Genomic DNA, 17,651 nt, shown 5'->3' on the forward strand with positions numbered 1-17,651 from the left:
CGTCAGTAGACGCGCTTCTTGGGGGGGAAGACCTGCACATCGTCGGTAAGCGTTTTCATGTGCACGGGGCGGTAGCTTAGCGTGACATCGCCCGCATCGGTCATGTGGGCGACTGTGTGCTTCATCCAGTTCTTGTCGTCACGGTCTGGATAGTCGTCATGTGCCTGGGCACCCCGGCTTTCGTGGCGGGCATCAGCGCCTGCCATGGTGACGGTGGCATTGGCCAGCAGGTTCTCGAACTCCAGCGCTTCCATAAGGTCGCTGTTCCAGATCAGTGAGCGGTCATTGATCGAGATATCAGGCAGTTCGCCCCAGATTTCCTTGATCTTCTCCACACCCTGAGCCAGGCTCTCGGTGTTGCGGAACACGGCGGCATGCTTCTGCATGGTGCGCTGCAGCTTGCTGCGCATGTCGGCCACATGGGTCTTGCCCTTGGCGTAACGCAGGCGGTCGAAACGCGCGATCGCGGCTTCACCGGCGCCGGCGGGCAGCGGCGGGATCGTCTCCTCGCTCTTGATGGTGGCGGCAGCGCGCTGGGCTGCGGCACGGCCGAACACCACAAGGTCAAGCAGGGAGTTGGTGCCAAGACGGTTCGCGCCATGCACGGACACGCAGGCCGCTTCACCCACCGCCATCAGGCCGGGCACCACCGCATCGACATCATCAGCCGTGGGGCGGATGACCTCGCCATGGTAGTTGGTGGGGATGCCACCCATGTTGTAATGCACCGTCGGCAGGACCGGCACGGGTTCCTTGGTCACGTCGATACCCGCGAAGATACGCGCCGTTTCCAGAATGCCGGGCAGGCGTTCATGCAGGATTTCCGCGCCCAGATGCTCCAGATGGAGCATGATGTAGTTCTTTTCGGGGCCACAGCCGCGACCTTCGTTGATCTCGATGGTCATGGCGCGCGAAACCACGTCACGCGATGCCAGATCCTTGGCCGTGGGGGCATAGCGTTCCATGAAGCGCTCGCCCTCGGAATTGGTCAGGTAGCCACCTTCACCACGGCAGCCTTCCGTCAGCAGGCAGCCTGCGGGGAAAATGCCGGTGGGATGGAACTGCACGAATTCCATGTCCTGCATGGGAATGCCGGCACGGATCGCCATGCCGCCACCATCGCCCGTGCAGGTATGGGCGGACGTGCACGAATGATAGGCGCGGCCATACCCGCCCGTCGCCAGCACCACCTTCTGGGCGCGGAAACGGTGCAGCGTGCCGTCTTCCAGACACCATGCCATGACACCACGGCAGGCGCCGTCTTCATCCATGATCAGGTCGATGGCGAAGTATTCGACAAAGAATTCGACGTTATGCTTCAGGCACTGCTGGTACAGCGTGTGCAGGATGGCATGGCCCGTACGGTCGGCAGCAGCGCAGGCGCGGGGCACGGGGGCTTCGCCATAGTTGCGCATGTGGCCGCCGAAGGGGCGCTGGTAGATCTTGCCCTCTTCCGTGCGGGAGAAGGGCACACCCATGTGCTCCAGTTCCTGCACGGCGGGCACCGCTTCGCGGCACATGTATTCGATGGCGTCCTGATCGCCCAGCCAGTCCGATCCCTTGACGGTATCGTACATGTGCCACCGCCAGTTATCCTCGGCCATGTTGCCAAGCGATGCGCCGATGCCGCCCTGGGCTGCGACGGTATGGCTGCGGGTGGGGAAAACCTTGGTCACGCAGGCGGTCTTGAGGCCGGCGGCCCCCATGCCCAGCGTGGCCCGGAGGCCGGAGCCACCGGCGCCGACAACAACCACGTCATATGCGTGGTCGACAACCCGGTAGGAGCCGGTGAGTGGTGAAGTGGTCGCGTTCATTTCTTGGACGTGTCCCGATGCTCGTTCGGAGCGGCCGGGCAGCATTGCGGCCCGGCCGGTCCGCGAATGTCATGTTCTGTGCGGGCTGGGCGCGAAGGCTCAGCCGGCAGCGATCCGGCCACGGCTGCTGCCGGCCAGCGCCAGCTTCAGCACGGAAACCGTGCCGAACAGCCCCAGAAGGAAGACAATGCCCTTCATCAGCAGCCCGGCAGGCAGGTGCGCCTTGCCATGCACGTAGTCATCGATGATGACCTGCAGCCCAAGCTGGGTGTGATAGAAGGTCAGGATCACCAGTGACAGCATCAGGGTCGTGTTCAGGGGGCGTGCGCCCCATTTCGCGACTTCCGGCTGCGATGCGCCAGCAAGGCGGAAGACCTGGATCACGAACCAGCCCGACAGCGGCACAAGGGCCACGGCCGAAGCGCGTTCCGCCCACCAGTGGGCGACGCCGGTCTGTCCTGATCCCAGACCGCGCGCGCGCGAAAGCTGGGACCGCATGACCGTGACATGGGGCTTGTTTGGATTGCTCATGATCAGGACGCCTTCCTGCGGGAACGACAGATCGCAACGCCAAGGATACCGGCCACGAGCGCCAGCGTGGTTCCCACCGTCACGCCTACGGCCACGGGGCCATCCTCGTTTATTTCCTTCTTGTCGAAGCGGTAGCCGCTATCCCACGCAAGGTGACGGAGTCCCGCCACGAAATGGTAGACCAGCGCAAGCGCCCACCCGGCCAGCAGAAGCTGCCCCAGCGGGTTGCCGGTCACCTTCTGGACCTTGCTGAAAGATTTGGGTCCCTTGGCAGCCGCGTTGATCCAGCACAGGCCGAGTGCTGAGCCGCCAGCGGCTGCAACGCCGGCGGCGCGGTTCGCGATTGAAAGGAACATGGAAAGACGGAAGCGGTAGACCTGGAGATGCGGGGACATAGGCCGCCTGGTCAGAGTTCCGTCGCTTCGCTGCCCTACATAGAGCGCTTCACGGACATCCTGCATGGTCGTCTCGTCAATTTCCCTGTTATGGCTTCGGTTTGTTCCGTCGCCTTGTCTGAATTCGGTCCTACGCCGCGTGGGAGGCCGGGTCAACGCAGGCCCGGAACACGAGGTTGAGAGACCCCGCGCCACCCGGATGGCGGAGCAGGGGCTCCGCCATGCCGTGGGGGGCCTTACGCCCCGGTGGCCGTCAGTGACCCAGCAGGTCGAGCGCCACCATGGTTTCCGCAATCTGGACCGCGTTCAGCGCGGCGCCCTTGCGCAGGTTGTCGGCAACGCACCAGAAGCCGAGTCCGTTGGGTACAGTCGGGTCGATGCGCAGGCGCGAGACATAGGTCGCATCCTCCCCCACCACTTCCAGCGGGGTGACGTAGCCGCCATCCTCGCGCTTGTCGTGCAGCACCACGCCCGGTGCCTCACGCAGGGCTTCGCGGGCGCGTTCAATATCAACAGGTTCCTCGAATTCCACGGTGACGGCCTCGGCATGGCCGATGAACACGGGAACGCGCACGCAGGTGGCGAAGACGGCGATGTCGGGATCGAGGATCTTGCGGGTCTCGACCGTCATCTTCCACTCTTCCTTGGTCGCGCCGTCATCCATGAAACGGTCGATATGGGGAATGCAGTTGAACGCGATCTGCTTGGTGAACTGTTCCGCCTTCAGCGGGTCGCCAACCAGGCTGCCGCGCGACTGGTTGAACAGTTCGTCCATGCCGCTTTTTCCGGCACCGGCCACGGCCTGATAGGTGGCCACCACAACGCGCTTGATTGTGAACAGGTCATGCAGCGGCTTCAGCGCCACGACCATCTGGATGGTGGAGCAGTTGGGGTTGGCGATGATGCCGCGTCTGGCTTTCTTCACATCATTGGGATTGACCTCGGGCACCACCAGCGGCACGTCCGGCTCCATGCGGAAGTGGGAGGTGTTGTCGATCACGATGCAGCCCGCCTTCGCCGCGCGCGGTGCATGCACGGCCGAAACCGCCCCGCCGGGCGAAAAGAGGGCGACATCCCAGCCGGTGAAGTCGAAAGTCTCAAGGTTCTGCACCTTCAGCACCTTTTTATCGCCGAAGGAGACTTCCTTGCCCGCCGAGCGGGCGGACGCCAGAGCCACGATTTCATCCACAGGGAACTGGCGTTCGGCCAGAGTCTTGAGGATTTCGCGCCCCACAGCGCCGGTGGCACCCACCACCGCAACGCGGTAACCCATAATCTTCTTTCCTGTCCTGCCCGACCGTTCAGTGGAACGCTCGGTTCTGCTTGCGTAACTGTAGCGACACCTAGAGCCTGCGCCCGAAAGGTGCAAGCAGCACGGACCGCGCAAAACCGCGAATCGAATCGGGTACGGGCCTTTGTGTGGCATGTCCCATGCGGTGATAGCCCTTGTCGCTGCCATGTGCCGGGTGCACGCTCCCTCCGGCGCGCGATCAGGCAGGGGCGCCCACGTTCCTGCCCCGGTGCCGCGCGCAGGCAAGAACGGTTAGAGAGATCATGGCCTTATCAGCTGATATTCCCGCAACGCCAGTCGCCGCAGCCCCGCGGCCGGTTTCCCCCGCAGGCGCCCGTACGGCCCCACCGTGCACGCTGGTCATCTTCGGTGCGCACGGGGACCTGACCAAGCGGCTGCTCATGCCGGCGCTGTATAATCTTGTGGGGAGTCATCTTCTGGACGATGGCTTCCGCATCATCGGGGTGGACCGGGTGGACAGCACCGCGGCGCAGTGGCGCGACGGGCTGCGCGCCATGATGGAGTCCTTCACGCACGATCCGAACGCCGAATTCCATCCCGCCACCATCAACGCCGATCAGTGGGACTGGCTGGCCGGGCGGCTGGATTACGTGCAGGCCGACTTTACCGATGTCGACGCCATCCGCGCGCTGGGTGCGAAGATACCGGGCAACGCCATCTTCTACCTTGCCATTCCCTCGCGCTTTTTCGCCCCCGTGGTGGAAACGCTGGGCAAGGCGGGCGTGGTGACGCAGAAGGAAGGCGTCTTCCGCCGCGTGGTGATTGAAAAGCCGTTTGGTTCGGACCTTGCCAGTGCGCAGACGCTCAACCGGCAGGTGCTTTCGGTTCTGGATGAGTCGCAGGTTTTCCGTATCGACCATTTCCTTGGCAAGGAAACGGTGCAGAACATCCTCGCCATGCGGTTTGGCAACCTGATATTCGAACCGCTGTGGCGCAACGAATATGTCGATCATATCGAGATCACGGCCGCCGAGACCATCGGTGTCGAACAGCGTGGCGCGTTTTACGAACCCACCGGCGCGCTGCGTGACATGGTGCCCAATCACCTGTTCCAGCTTTTCGCCATGGTGGCGATGGAACCGCCCAACACGTTCTGCGCCGAAAGCGTGCGCAACGCCAAGGAACAGCTTTTCGAAGCCGTAACCCCCATCAGCCCGTCCGATGCGGTGCGGGGTCAGTACGCGGCCGGTACCGTCGATGGCAAACCGATGGTCGGTTACCGTGAAAGTCCGGGTGTTTCCCCCCATAGCAATACGGAAACCTATGTGGCGCTAAAACTGCATGTGGATAACTGGCGCTGGGCTGGCGTGCCGTTCTACCTGCGTACCGGCAAGGGGCTGGGGGGACGGCGGACAGAGGTTGTCGTCCAGTTCCGCAAGCCGCCGATGCTCATGTTCAGCGGGACCGAAACGGAAGACCTGCCGCCCAACCGCATCATCCTCAACATCCAGCCCGCCCAGGGGCTGACGGTGGAACTGGGTGCCAAGAAGCCGGGGCCGGAAATGGACCTGACCGACGTGCAGGCCCGTTTCCGCTACGAGGATGTGTTCACCAGATCCCCCAATGTCGGCTACGAAACCCTGCTCTATGACTGCCTGATGGGGGATCAGACCCTGTTCCAGCGCGCTGATAACATCGAAGCGGCATGGAAGGCGGTTGATCCGGTGCTTCAGGCATGGGCGAAGGATGAAACCGGGCCGGAAATCTACGAAGCCGGTTCATCGGGGCCGAAGGGGGCAGAAGAACTGCTCCGGCGTGACGGGCGGACCTGGTACCCGCTCAACGGGGCCTGAAGGCCCGCTGACAGTCAGGGGGCAGGCAGCCGCTCCTCCCCGCATGGCAATACGCAAACAAAAACCCGCACCGGATTGCCCGGTGCGGGTTTTTTCTTCGCGTCTGGCAGGTGCCGCTGCGTTACTGGGCGGCAGCGCCACCCGTAGCCGGGGCGGAGGTGGTGGATGTCGCCTGTTCGGCGGCTTCAGGGGCCTGCCCCTTTTCAGCGTGTTCGCTGTCACCCTGCTGGAACAGGGCATCGGCATGCTTGCGCTGCTTTTTGGAGAAGCTTTCATACAGCGGCGCGAAGGCGGAATTCAGCGTCTGCATATCCTGCGCGCGTTCGACCGTCAGTTCGGCATAGGACTGCATGTTCTCCAGCGCATTCATGCCCGGCAGCTTCTCGCGCCGGTTTTCGATGGAGTCGTGCAGGCGCTGCGCATTATCGCGCATGTCCTGCGCGAAGGGTGTCCACAGGGCTTCCTGCTTCTTGGTGATGGCCAACTGGTCGTGCAGCGCCTTGATATGGGCTTCCACCTGTTCGGGTGCCGGCGCATGGGGCGTATGGGCCAGCGATGCGGTGGGGCTGCGCTGGGTGGCCGACTGCGCGGCGGGTGCGGCGGCGGGCTGCTGGTCGGCGGCCATGGCCATGCCCGGAAGCAGCACGAACGCGGCGGCGGGCAGTAAGCGGCGGAACATCATGTTGTCTCTTTTCCTTCGCAATGGTGCTTGTCAGATGCGTGGGATGTGTCAGGCGCTATGCGCTCAGTAACCACCGCCGTACGGATAATAGGCCGGAGGGGGCGGTGACGGCGGCTGGGCGGGATAATAGGCCGGTGGCGGCGGGGCGGCGTTCCGTTCCGCAAGGGCGCTGCCAAGCATGGCGCCGACCGCCAGTCCGGCAATGCCGCTACCTACGGCCAGTCCCGCACCCCCACCACGGCCACCACCATGCCAGCCGCGGCCCGGCGGCGGACCACGGTGCCAGCCTGGTCCCCCTGGTCCACCCGGCCCGCGCCACGGCTGGGCCTGCGCAGCCGGTACGGCCGATATCAGGATTCCCAGTGCAAGGCTGCCGGACAGCAGGGATGTAGCAAATTTACGCAGATACATGGACTTGGAAAACCTCGACATATCATGAAGTCGGAAGACTGAGGTTTTATGACCCCCACTCGTGTCGAAACAATGGCCGGAAATTGCCATGGTCCCGGTTCGGGGGACACATCTCAGGCAACCCATGGCAGACGCTTTGTCAGGGCAGATAACCGATGGCGGCGCAATTCGTTGCGCGCGCTGGCGTCATTGGCCATGTAATTAAGCTGGATGGTATGGCGCGGACCCACATACTGACGGTGGCCATGCCATGTGTCCGGCCCGTTGGGAAAGATGACCAGCGTGCCGTTGACCGGGGCGATCTCGGCGGCGAAATCCTCCAGATCATGCCCGTTGCGCAGCAGCCGCAGGCATCCTTCGTGCCGTGACCATGCCGCGTTATCGGCGGCGTTGAGATAGAGCAGGACCGTCACCCGCTTGCATGCGGAGTCGCGGTGGATGCGGCCATCCTTTGCGCGCGTGCGCCCGCGCAGGGTCAGCATGGTGGGCGCGTCATCCAGATCCAGCCCGAATTTCGTGGCGATGATGCCGCGCAGGCGGGGCTGCTGCAGTTCATCGACCAGTTGCGCCATAAGCGGCGTAAGGCCCAGCGCCTGCGGCGGGAAGGACCCGCCGGAGCGGATGACGGGCAGGCTTGCCGCAAGGGCGCGCAGGTCGTCGGCCCGGATGAAGTCCGGCACCACTGCATGCGCGAACGGTTCGGTCGAGACCGTTGCGGCCTCCAGCGCGGCATAGTCGGGAATAACGGGTTGGATCATGCCATCCTGCATGTTGTCTGGGTGAACCGGGCCAAGATTAGGCCCGGTTTCCTCCCGTCGCAAGCAGCGACCCCGGCGGGCTTACGTCTTCACGGTATCCACCGCATCCAGCACGCGGCTGGAATAGACCAGCGCCGCACCCGCGTTCAGCGCGATGGCGACGCCCAGGGCTTCGGCTATTTCCTCCTTCGTTGCGCCCGCTTTCACCGCGGCTTCGGAATGGACGGATATGCAGCCGTCGCACCGTGTGGTCACCGCCACGGCCAGCGCGATCAGTTCGCGCGTCTTGGCATCCAGCCTGCCGGTGCGTGCGGCGGCGTGGTCCAGTGTCTGGATTCCCTTCATCGTGTCGGGAGCAAGGGTGGCGAATGCCGTTACGGACTGGCCCAGATGGGCGCGGTAGGCGTTCCAGTCGGTCATCACAAGTTCTCCATTTGGCCGGGTTTCAGTTCACCAGATGGAGAGAACGCCTGTCATGACACAGTTTGGCGAGATTGTGCCCTTGAAGGCCGTATTTTTACGGACTATCGGCGGAATATCATGGACACAGACATCGCCCCCGCCCGCCCGTCCGCTGCGGCGCTGCCCGCAGGCACAGGCCCCTTCGCCGCCTATGAGGCCCGCGTGGCTTCAGGCTGTCTTGATCGCGACCCCGAGCAGGAAAAGGCTGCCCGCAGGCTTGACCGCCTGTGGCGGGAACTGCGCGACTACCATCCGGTCATTCCGTCTTCCACGCCGTCGTCCGGCGGCTGGCTCGGGGGGCTCAAGGCGCGCCTTGGCCTGTCGGGCCGCGCCGCCCAGACCCCGGACCGCCCGCGCGGCGTGTACATGGTGGGACAGGTAGGGCGTGGGAAGACCATGCTCATGGACCTGTTCTTCAGTCTGGCCCCGGTGGAACACAAGCGCCGGGTGCATTTCCACCGTTTCATGCAGGACGTGCACCAGCGCCTGCATGACATGAAGGCCGCCGATCCCGACCTGACCGACCCCATTCCCCCACTGGCGCGCCAGATCGCGCAGGAAGCGTGGCTGCTCTGTTTCGATGAATTCCAGGTCAATGACATTGCCGATGCGATGATCCTCGGCCGCCTGTTCGACTACCTGTTCGCGGATGGGGTGGTGGTGGTCGCCACGTCCAACACCCGGCCCGAGGACCTGTTTCAGGACCGTCCCGGCGCGGATGCCTTCCGTCCCTTCATCGCCGTGATGCTGAAGGAGGTCGATACCGTCATACTCGATTCCCCGCGCGATTACCGCCGTGGCAACGCGCCGGGCATGCAGACATGGATCACGCCTGCGGATCATGCCGCGCGCTGCGCGCTCGACTCGATCTTTACACGGCTGGCTGATGGCGCGCCGGTGCGGGCGGTTACGCTGGATGTCATGGGCCGCAGCCTGAAGGTGGAACAGGCGGCAGGCCCCGTCGCACGCTTCAGCTTTGCCGATCTGTGCGGCAGGCCGCTGGGGGCGGGTGACTATCTGGCGCTGGCCACGCGCTTTCCAAACCTTGTGCTGGATGACGTGCCCTGCATGGGACCGGACAATTTTGACGAAGCGCGGCGTTTTATCGTGCTGATCGACACATTGTACGAACAGAACGTCAAGCTGTTCGCCTCCGCTGCGGTGGGGCCGGACGCCCTGTATGCGAAAGGGCAGGGGGCGACCGCGTTCGAGCGCACCGCTTCCCGTCTGGAGGAGATGCAGAGTGCGGCGTACATGCTGCTGCCGCATCTCAACGCATAAGGAGCGGAATGGCCGCAGGGTCACGCCATCGTGACGGTTATGGCGGTGGTGTGACTGATGGGGCGGTAGGCAAGCGGCACCGTCTTTGCTTGGGTATGGACCAGATCGCATCAGCAGGAACGCGGCCGTGAAACGGGATGTTTTCCTGCCCCTCAGTCCCCGGAAGCAGGGGCGGGCACGAAAATGTCAGTATGCGCGGCAAGCAGACCTGATCCTGATGATTGATGGCGGCATCCGGGCAAGGGTGCGGCTAGGGTAGCGATACAAATCGGGCCGGTGACACACCAAGCGCCGGACCTGAAAATAGCGCGGCCACAAAGGCCGCCAGCGAGGAGATGTCTTCAATATGGCGGGCGTAGATATTCTTTCGACCGCATTCAGCGGTGCCAATACGGCCTATCTGGCTGAATTGTATGCACGCTGGGCGGCCGATCCCAACAGCGTCGATCCTTCCTTTGCCTCTCTGTTCGCGGAGATGCATGAACAGGACGCGGAAATCGTTCAGGATGCGGAAGGCGCATCATGGGCCCCGCGCCCGCCCATGATCACGGGCGACGAACCCGCTCCCCTGCCCAACGGCAAGGCGGCTGGCGTCACGGCCGAGAGCCTGCGCGCGGCAGCGGATGACAGCCTGCGGGCGACCCAGCTTATCCGGGCGTTCCGCGTTCGTGGCCATCTTGAGGCCCGGCTGGACCCGCTGGGCCTGCAGGTGCCCAAGCCGCATGCGGATCTGGACCCGGCCACCTACGGTTTCGGCCCGAAGGATCTGGACCGCCCGATCTATCTGGGTCGCGTGGTCGCCCGCCTGATCGGGTCCGATACCGGCACGATCAACCAGGTGCTTGATGCGCTGCGTTCGGTTTATTGCGGGCCGATCGGTGCTGAATTCATGCACATTCAGGACCCCGAGCAGCGCATGTGGGTGCAGGCGCGGCTGGAAGGCGACAACTGGCGCAAGGGTGCAAGCCCCGAGCAGAAGAAGGTCATCCTGCAGCAGCTGACCGAGGCGGAAGGCTTCGAATCCTTCTGTCAGAAGCGCTATGTCGGCACCAAGCGCTTCGGCCTTGAGGGCGAGGATGTCACCATCCCGGCCCTGCATGCGATCATCGATCAGGCGGCGCTGGGTGGTGTGCGCTCGGTGGCGATCGGCATGCCGCATCGCGGGCGTCTGAACACGCTCGTCAACATCGTGCGCAAGCCCTACACCGCGATCTTCAGCGAATTCGCGGGCGCGTCCTTCAAGCCGGACGACGTGCAGGGTTCGGGCGATGTGAAATACCATCTGGGCACCTCCACCGATGTGGAGATCGGCGGCACGCCGGTCCATATCTCGCTCCAGCCCAACCCCTCGCATCTGGAAGCGGTTGATCCGGTTGTGATCGGCAAGGTCCGCGCGACGCAGGATGACGACGATCCCACCCAGCGGGGCCGCCATATGGGCGTCCTGCTGCATGGTGACGCGGCCTTTGCCGGTCAGGGCATCGTGTATGAAACGCTGGCGATGTCGCAGCTCATCGGCTACCGCACGGGCGGCACGATCCATGTGGTCGTCAATAACCAGATCGGCTTTACCACCGTATCCGTCCATTCCTTCTCCGGGCTGTACTGCACGGACGTGGCCAAGGCGGTGCAGGCCCCGATCCTGCATGTGAATGGCGACGAGCCGGAAGCGGTGATCTACTGTTCGCGTCTGGCTGCCGAGTTCCGCCAGAAATTCGCGGCGGATGTGGTGCTGGATATCGTGGGCTACCGTCGCCACGGACATAACGAGTCCGATGAGCCGTCCTTCACCCAGCCGATCATGTACAAGGCGATCGCGGCCCGCCCGACGGTGCGCAAGCTGTATTCCGACCGTCTGGTGCGCGAAGGCGTCGTGACCGAAGATCAGGTCACCAGTGAATGGGACGGCTTCCACAACAGGCTGGAACAGGCCTATCAGGCGGCGCAGGGCTACAAGCCCAACAAGGCCGACTGGCTGGAAGGCGCGTGGAAGGGCCTCAAGCCGCCGCCGGTGGATACGACCCGCCCCGCGCCGGAAACCGGCGTTTCCATCGAACGGCTCAAGGAAGTGGGCACGGCGCTTGCGCGTGTGCCTGACGATTTCAACGTCAATTCCAAGATCGCCCGCCAGCTCAAGGCCAAGGCCGCGATGTTTGAAAGTGGCGAGGGGATCGACTGGGCCACGGGTGAAGCCCTTGGTTTCGGCACGCTGCTGCTGGACAAGCACAAGGTCCGCCTGTCGGGTGAGGACTGCCAGCGTGGGACGTTCAGCCAGCGTCATGCGGTGCTGATCGATCAGGTGAACCAGAACACCTATATCCCGCTGAACAATATCGCTCCCGAACAGGCGGCGATCGAGATTTACAACTCGCTCCTGTCCGAATTCGGCGTGCTGGGCTTTGAATACGGCTACTCGCTGGCGGACCCCAACGCGCTGGTGCTGTGGGAAGCGCAGTTCGGTGACTTTGCCAACGGCGCGCAGGTCATCATCGATCAGTTCATCGCATCGGGTGAGACCAAGTGGCTGCGTATGTCCGGTCTCGTGATGCTGCTGCCACACGGGTATGAGGGGCAGGGGCCGGAACATTCTTCCGCCCGTCTGGAACGCTATCTCCAGCTCTGCGCCGAAAACAACATGCGCGTGTGCAACCTGACCACGCCGGCGAACTACTTCCACGCGCTGCGTCGCCAGCTTTTCCTTGATTACCGCAAGCCGCTCATCATCATGACGCCGAAATCCCTGCTGCGTCACAAGCTGGCGGTGTCGGAAGTGAAGGATTTCGGGCCGGGCACCCGCTTCCTGCCGGTGATTGGTGAAATCGACCCGATCGTCGATCCGGGGAAAGTCGAACGCGTGGTGATCTGCTCGGGCAAGGTCTATTATGATCTGCTGGCTGAACGACGCGAGCGCAAGCTGGACAATGTCGCCATCCTGCGCCTTGAGCAGTTCTATCCCTTCCCGGACAAGATGCTGGCCGAGGAACTGGCCCGTTACCCGCAGGCCAAGGTCATCTGGTGCCAGGAAGAACCCGAAAACATGGGTGGCTGGAACTTTGTCGATCGCCTGATCGAAGGCGTGCTGGCTTCCGTTGGCCACAAGAGCACCCGCCCGGAATATGTCGGGCGCATCGCTGCCGCCAGCCCCGCGACCGGTCTGGCCAAGGTCCATATTGCCGAACAGACCGCGCTGGTGAACAAGGCGCTGGGTGTCGGGGCCTGACGGAACGGGTTGGAATACGCGTAATCGGGGGCGGCAGGCTGGTCGCCCCCATAAATAATGATAAGGCCCGACCGGTGTCGCGCTGACGCGCCGGACGGGCAAGGGATTGGGAAATAAAAAATGTCTGCCGAGATCAAGGTACCGACTCTGGGTGAAAGTGTTACCACCGCAACCGTTGCAAAATGGCTGAAACAGCCGGGCGATGCCGTGAACGCGGATGACCCGGTGGCCGAACTGGAAACCGACAAGGTCAGCGTGGAAGTCCCCGCCCCGCAGGCAGGCGTGCTTGGCCCGCTTCTGGTGCCCGAAGGTTCTGAAGTGGAAGTCGGCACCGTGCTGTCCACGGTCGAAGCCGGCAGCGGCGCCGCCCCCAAGCCTGCGGCACCCGCCCCGGTGACCGCGCCCGCTGGCGTGCAGGCCCAGCCCGTGGCCAGCGGCCCGGTTGCCCGTCCCGCTACCCCGCCGTCCGATGTGGTGGCGCAGGGTGCGGCTGCGGTGGCGTTCCCCGCCGCGCGCAAGATCATGGCGGAGCAGGGCGTATCGGCCGCGCAGGTCGGCACCGGCACGGGCAAGGATGGCCGGATCACCAAGGGTGACGTGCAGACATTCCTGTCCCAGCCGCGCGTGGCCCAGCCCGCGGCGGCACCCCGCCCGCCCCGGCAGGATGATCCGCGTGAAGAACGCGTGAAGATGACCCGCCTGCGCCGCACCATCGCGCGCCGCCTGAAGGATGCGCAGAACACCGCCGCCCTGCTGACCACCTTCAATGAGGTGGACATGTCGGCCGTGATGCAGATGCGCACGGAATACAAGGACCTGTTCATCAAGAAGCATAACGGCGTGAAGCTGGGCTTCATGTCCATCTTCAGCCGCGCGGTCATCGCGGCGTTGCAGGAATTCCCCGCCATCAACGCTGAAATCGACGGCGATGACGTGATCTACCGCGAATTCGTCAATCTCGGCATTGCCGTGGGCGGTCCGAACGGTCTGGTCGTGCCGGTGATCCGCGATGCGGACAAGATGAACTTCGCCCAGATCGAAGGGGCGATCGCGGGCTTTGGCAAGAAGGCGCGCGAAGGCACGCTGAAGATTGATGAACTGTCGGGTGGCACGTTCTCCATCACCAATGGCGGCATCTATGGTTCGCTCATGTCCACGCCCATCATCAATGCGCCGCAGTCGGCCATTCTGGGCATGCATGCCATTCAGGACCGTCCGGTCGCGGTGAACGGTCAGGTCGTGATCCGTCCCATGATGTATATCGCGCTGACCTATGACCACCGTATCGTGGATGGCAAGGAAGCGGTCAGCTTCCTTGTGCGGGTCAAGCAGAACGTGGAAGATCCGCGCCGTCTGCTGCTGCAGGTCTGACGCCTGCCGGGGCCGCGTGCAGGCGCGGCCCGTACGCGCAACCGCTGTATCGCAAGCAGGACTGAAGAGACATGACAATCGACATCAAGGTGCCCACGCTGGGCGAAAGTGTGACCACGGCTACGGTCAGCAAATGGCTGAAACAGCCGGGGGATGCCGTAAACGCGGATGACCCGATAGCCGAACTGGAAACCGACAAGGTCAGCGTGGAAGTGCCCGCGCCGCAGGCGGGCGTGCTGGGCGCGCATGCCGTAAAGGAAGGCGACGAAGTTGAGGTCGGCACCGTTCTGACCACGCTTACCCCCGGCGCGGGTGGCCAGAAGGCGGCCCCGGCTGCCACCAGCCCGGCAAAGCCCGCACCGGCTGCCACGGCCCCTGCCGCCGCACCCGCACCCAAGGCTGCCGCTGAAGCCCCGGCCGAGACGGATTACGATGTGATCGTGATCGGTGCGGGACCGGGTGGTTATGTCTGCGCCATTCGCGCCGCCCAGCTTGGTTTCAAGGTGGCGTGCGTGGAAAAGCGCGCGACCCTTGGCGGCACCTGCCTCAATGTGGGCTGTATCCCGTCCAAGGCGCTGTTGCAGCAGTCCGAAAACTTTCATGCCGCCAAGGATGAATATGCCGATATGGGCATCATCATCGACAGCGTGAAGCTGGACCTGGCGAAGATGATGGCGCGCAAGCAGTCCGTTGTCGAAGCCAACGTGAAGGGCGTGGAGTTCCTGTTCAAGAAGAACAAGGTCACCTGGCTCAAGGGCACCGGCAAGGTCGAAGGCACGGGCCGCATCACGGTCGATGGCAAGCCGGTCACGGCAAAGCATATCGTCATTGCCAGTGGCAGTGACAGCGCGGGCCTGCCGGGCGTTGAAGTGGACGAGAAGCAGATCGTCACCTCCACCGGCGCGCTGGAACTGTCTGCCGTGCCCAGGAAGCTGGTCGTGATCGGCGGTGGCGTGATCGGGCTGGAACTGGGTAGCGTATGGCACCGGCTGGGCGCGGATGTGACGGTGATCGAATATCTCGACCGTCTGGTTCCGGGCACGGATAACGAGGTCGCCAAGACCTTCCAGCGCATCCTGACCAAGCAGGGCCTGAAGATGAAGCTGGGCCACAAGGTGACCAGGGCGGAAAAGAACGCCAAGGGTGTCACCCTGACCGTGGAACCCGCCAAAGGCGGTGCTGCGGAGACGCTGGAAGCCGATGTGGTGCTGCTGGCCATTGGCCGTACGGCGGCGAGCAAGGGCTTCGGGCTGGAAGAAGCGGGCATTGAACTGGACAAGCGCGGCCGCATCGTGACCGATGCGCATTACGCGACCAGCGTGCCGGGCATCTACGCCATTGGCGATGTGATCGCAGGCCCGATGCTGGCCCACAAGGCCGAGGAAGAAGGCGTTGCCGTGGCCGAACTTCTGGCAGGGCAGGCGGGTCATGTGAATTACGGCGCGATCCCCGCCGTAGTCTATACATGGCCGGAGGTCGCGACCGTCGGCAAGACCGAAGAAAACCTGAAGGAAGAAGGTGTCAGCTACAAGGTTGGCAAATTCCCCTTCACCGCCAACGGTCGCGCGCGCGCCATCGGCATGACCGACGGGTTCGTCAAGGTTCTGGCGGATGCCACCACCGATCAGGTGCTGGGCGTTCACATCATTGGCCCGATGGCGGGCGAACTGATTGCCGAATGCACCATGGCGATCGAGTTCGGGGCATCGTCCGAAGACATCGCCCGCACCTGCCATGCCCATCCCACGCTGAGCGAAGCGGTGAAGGAAGCCGCACTTGATGTGGACAAGCGCGCCATCCACATCTGACACGCCGGAATGAAAAAACCCACACGGCAGTATCCCTGTCGTGTGGGTTTTTCGTATCCTTCTGCCGGGTGTGAGATCAGGCGGGCAGCGGGCTCCATACCTTCTGGTACGTAAGGTGGATCAGTTCCGCGGCGGAGACAGCCGGCGCGATGTAGAAGCCCTGCACATAATCCACGCCCAGATCACGCACGGCATCGAACTCCTCGTGCGTTTCCACGCCTTCCACCGTTACGGTCAGGCCATAGCCATGACCGATATTGATGAGGGAGGCGAGCAGGCTGCGGGCTTTCTCATCGGTTGCCATGTTGCGCACGACGCAGCGGTCGATCTTGAGTGACTGCCACGGCAGTTCTCCCAGCGTGGACAGGCGCACCGTGCCATAACCGAAATTGTCCACGGCCAGCCCGAATCCTTCCTGTGCCAGTTCCCGCAGGCGCAGGGCGCTTTTTTCCGCGCGGCGGCCCTGTAGCATCTGCTCGGTCACTTCCAGAATGAAACTGCGCGGATCAAGGCTATGCCGCTGGATTTCGCTGAACAGGTTGGTCTGCTGTTCAAGGTTCAGCAGGTCCAGATGGGACAGGTTGACCGCCAGTCGCAGGCTGGACAGGCCCGCTGCGTGCCATTTGCGGATATCGTCGTGAAAGGACTGGACCAGATGCGCTTCCATGATCTGCGCCAGTGTTGAATCCGTAAAGACATCCGCGAACACACCTGCGGACAGCAGCCCACGCACCGGGTGATGCCAGCGCATCAGGGCTTCCGCCTGTTCGATACGGCCCGTGCGCGTGTTCACGATGGGCTGGTAGTAAACCTCGAACTGGTTTTCCTGTACGCCCAGTCGGGCTTCGGCCAGAAGCTTTGCGCGCTTTATCGTGCTCTTGTGCAGGCCCGGTGTGAACATGCGCACCTGTTTCCCGCCTGCCTGCTTGGCGGCATAAACCGCGACATCGGCGTTTTTCTGCAACCCTTCCAGCGTTTCGTCGCCGGTGATGCGGGTGGTGCCGATACTGCCGGAAATGCGCACTGTCGCGCTGTCCAGCATGATGGGTTCTTCCAGCAGGTTCTGCAGTTTCTTCAGGATCGTCTCAAGCGGGGACGTTTTCAGGCTTTTATGCAGGATCAGGGCGAATTCATCCCCGCCCAGACGGCTGACGGGATCTTCGCCACCCACCAGTTCGATCAGGCGCGTGGCAATGGTCCTGAGCACTTCATCCCCTGCATGGTGCCCGTGGATATCATTGACGGGTTTGAATCCGTCAAGGTCGAACATGACCAGAACCCTGGGTTCGGCATTGCGGCGCTTGCTGGCTTCCAGTGCGGCGATAAGGTGGGTATTGAAGCCCCCGCGATTGAGCAGCCCGGTCAGTATGTCGGTCGCCGCCTGCTTTCTCAGCCGCATCTTGGCGTTCATAAGCTCGGTAATTTCAAAGCGCGCGGCGACGAAACCGTTGATTTTCCCATCGTTGTTACGGTGGGGAATGATGGTGGTTGCGACCCAGTAATGACTGCCATCCTTGGCACGGTTACACAGGTTGCCATGCCATGTACGACCGGTAAAAAGCGTTCTGTACATGCTGCGGAAGAATGCCCGGTCATGCTGGCCGGAATTCAGCATGCTGTGGGTCCGGCCCAGAAGTTCCTCGCGGGAATACTGGCTGATCTCGCAAAATTTGTCGTTTACGTACGTAATCGTCCCGTTTCGGTCCGTTACGGCTACAATCAGGACATTATCGACAACATCAGCCCAGAAGTCGGCATCGTCATGCGTAAGGGCGCGAAGCCTGTTATCATGTTGTGCGGCCATGCTGGTACC

Annotated in this window: 14 protein-coding genes; 5 read left to right on the forward strand and 9 right to left on the reverse strand. The window is 63.1% G+C overall.

Annotation, left to right across the window (positions count from 1 at the left end):
- Positions 1–2: 2 nt before the first annotated feature.
- From sdhA to KSAC_RS10245, 4 genes are all read right to left on the reverse strand, one after another.
- Complete coding sequence (sdhA, locus tag KSAC_RS10230; protein WP_102325288.1) at positions 3–1,814, reverse strand: succinate dehydrogenase flavoprotein subunit; 1,812 nt, start codon at positions 1,812–1,814, stop codon at positions 3–5.
- A 99-nt stretch (positions 1,815–1,913) separates the two neighbouring features.
- Complete coding sequence (gene sdhD / locus KSAC_RS10235; protein WP_102325072.1) at positions 1,914–2,345, reverse strand: succinate dehydrogenase, hydrophobic membrane anchor protein; 432 nt, start codon at positions 2,343–2,345, stop codon at positions 1,914–1,916.
- Positions 2,346–2,347: 2 nt separating this feature from the next.
- The gene (gene sdhC / locus KSAC_RS10240; protein WP_102325073.1) at positions 2,348–2,740 is read right to left on the reverse strand and encodes a succinate dehydrogenase, cytochrome b556 subunit; all 393 of its coding nucleotides are present in this window, start codon (positions 2,738–2,740) and stop codon (positions 2,348–2,350) included.
- 253 nt (positions 2,741–2,993) lie between these two features.
- Positions 2,994–4,013: an aspartate-semialdehyde dehydrogenase gene (locus tag KSAC_RS10245; protein ID WP_102325074.1), complete on the reverse strand. Its 1,020-nt coding sequence runs from the start codon at positions 4,011–4,013 to the stop codon at positions 2,994–2,996.
- Positions 4,014–4,294: 281 nt separating this feature from the next.
- On the opposite strand from KSAC_RS10245, the gene zwf reads away from it, so the two are divergent.
- Complete coding sequence (zwf, locus tag KSAC_RS10250) at positions 4,295–5,845, forward strand: glucose-6-phosphate dehydrogenase (protein WP_165927311.1); 1,551 nt, start codon at positions 4,295–4,297, stop codon at positions 5,843–5,845.
- A gap of 121 nt (positions 5,846–5,966) precedes the next feature.
- Here the strand turns inward: zwf and KSAC_RS10255 are convergent, their stop codons facing one another.
- The 4 genes from KSAC_RS10255 to KSAC_RS10270 all read right to left on the reverse strand — a co-directional run bounded on the left by KSAC_RS10255 (position 5,967) and on the right by KSAC_RS10270 (position 8,116).
- Positions 5,967–6,527 carry a Spy/CpxP family protein refolding chaperone gene (locus KSAC_RS10255; protein ID WP_132305307.1) on the reverse strand — a complete coding sequence of 187 codons (561 nt, stop codon included), beginning with the start codon at positions 6,525–6,527 and terminating at the stop codon, positions 5,967–5,969.
- Positions 6,528–6,590: 63 nt separating this feature from the next.
- Entirely contained in the window at positions 6,591–6,938 is a 348-nt protein-coding gene (locus KSAC_RS10260) for a hypothetical protein (protein WP_102325076.1), read from the reverse strand.
- 113 nt (positions 6,939–7,051) lie between these two features.
- A complete protein-coding gene (locus KSAC_RS10265; RefSeq protein ID WP_102325290.1) occupies positions 7,052–7,696 on the reverse strand; it encodes a 2OG-Fe(II) oxygenase family protein in 645 nt (214 codons plus the stop codon).
- Positions 7,697–7,777: 81 nt separating this feature from the next.
- Positions 7,778–8,116 carry a carboxymuconolactone decarboxylase family protein gene (locus tag KSAC_RS10270; protein WP_102325077.1) on the reverse strand — a complete coding sequence of 113 codons (339 nt, stop codon included), beginning with the start codon at positions 8,114–8,116 and terminating at the stop codon, positions 7,778–7,780.
- Between the two features lie 120 nt (positions 8,117–8,236).
- Here KSAC_RS10270 and zapE point away from each other — a divergent pair, with 120 nt between their 5' ends.
- From zapE to lpdA, 4 genes are all read left to right on the forward strand, one after another.
- Positions 8,237–9,439: a cell division protein ZapE gene (zapE, locus tag KSAC_RS10275; protein ID WP_110546765.1), complete on the forward strand. Its 1,203-nt coding sequence runs from the start codon at positions 8,237–8,239 to the stop codon at positions 9,437–9,439.
- A 346-nt stretch (positions 9,440–9,785) separates the two neighbouring features.
- On the forward strand, positions 9,786–12,659 hold the full coding sequence (locus tag KSAC_RS10280; protein WP_102325079.1) for a 2-oxoglutarate dehydrogenase E1 component: 2,874 nt from the start codon (positions 9,786–9,788) through the stop codon (positions 12,657–12,659).
- A 120-nt stretch (positions 12,660–12,779) separates the two neighbouring features.
- Complete coding sequence (gene odhB, locus KSAC_RS10285; protein ID WP_102325080.1) at positions 12,780–14,030, forward strand: 2-oxoglutarate dehydrogenase complex dihydrolipoyllysine-residue succinyltransferase; 1,251 nt, start codon at positions 12,780–12,782, stop codon at positions 14,028–14,030.
- 71 nt (positions 14,031–14,101) lie between these two features.
- Positions 14,102–15,838, forward strand: coding sequence for a dihydrolipoyl dehydrogenase (lpdA, locus tag KSAC_RS10290; RefSeq protein ID WP_102325081.1), 1,737 nt, complete (start codon positions 14,102–14,104; stop codon positions 15,836–15,838).
- 76 nt (positions 15,839–15,914) lie between these two features.
- On the opposite strand, the gene KSAC_RS10295 is transcribed toward lpdA, so the two are convergent.
- The gene (locus KSAC_RS10295) at positions 15,915–17,642 is read right to left on the reverse strand and encodes a putative bifunctional diguanylate cyclase/phosphodiesterase (RefSeq protein ID WP_132305309.1); all 1,728 of its coding nucleotides are present in this window, start codon (positions 17,640–17,642) and stop codon (positions 15,915–15,917) included.
- Positions 17,643–17,651 lie beyond the last annotated feature (9 nt).

Origin of the sequence: Komagataeibacter saccharivorans, assembly GCF_004348195.1 — a bacterium.
GTDB lineage: Bacteria > Pseudomonadota > Alphaproteobacteria > Acetobacterales > Acetobacteraceae > Komagataeibacter > Komagataeibacter saccharivorans.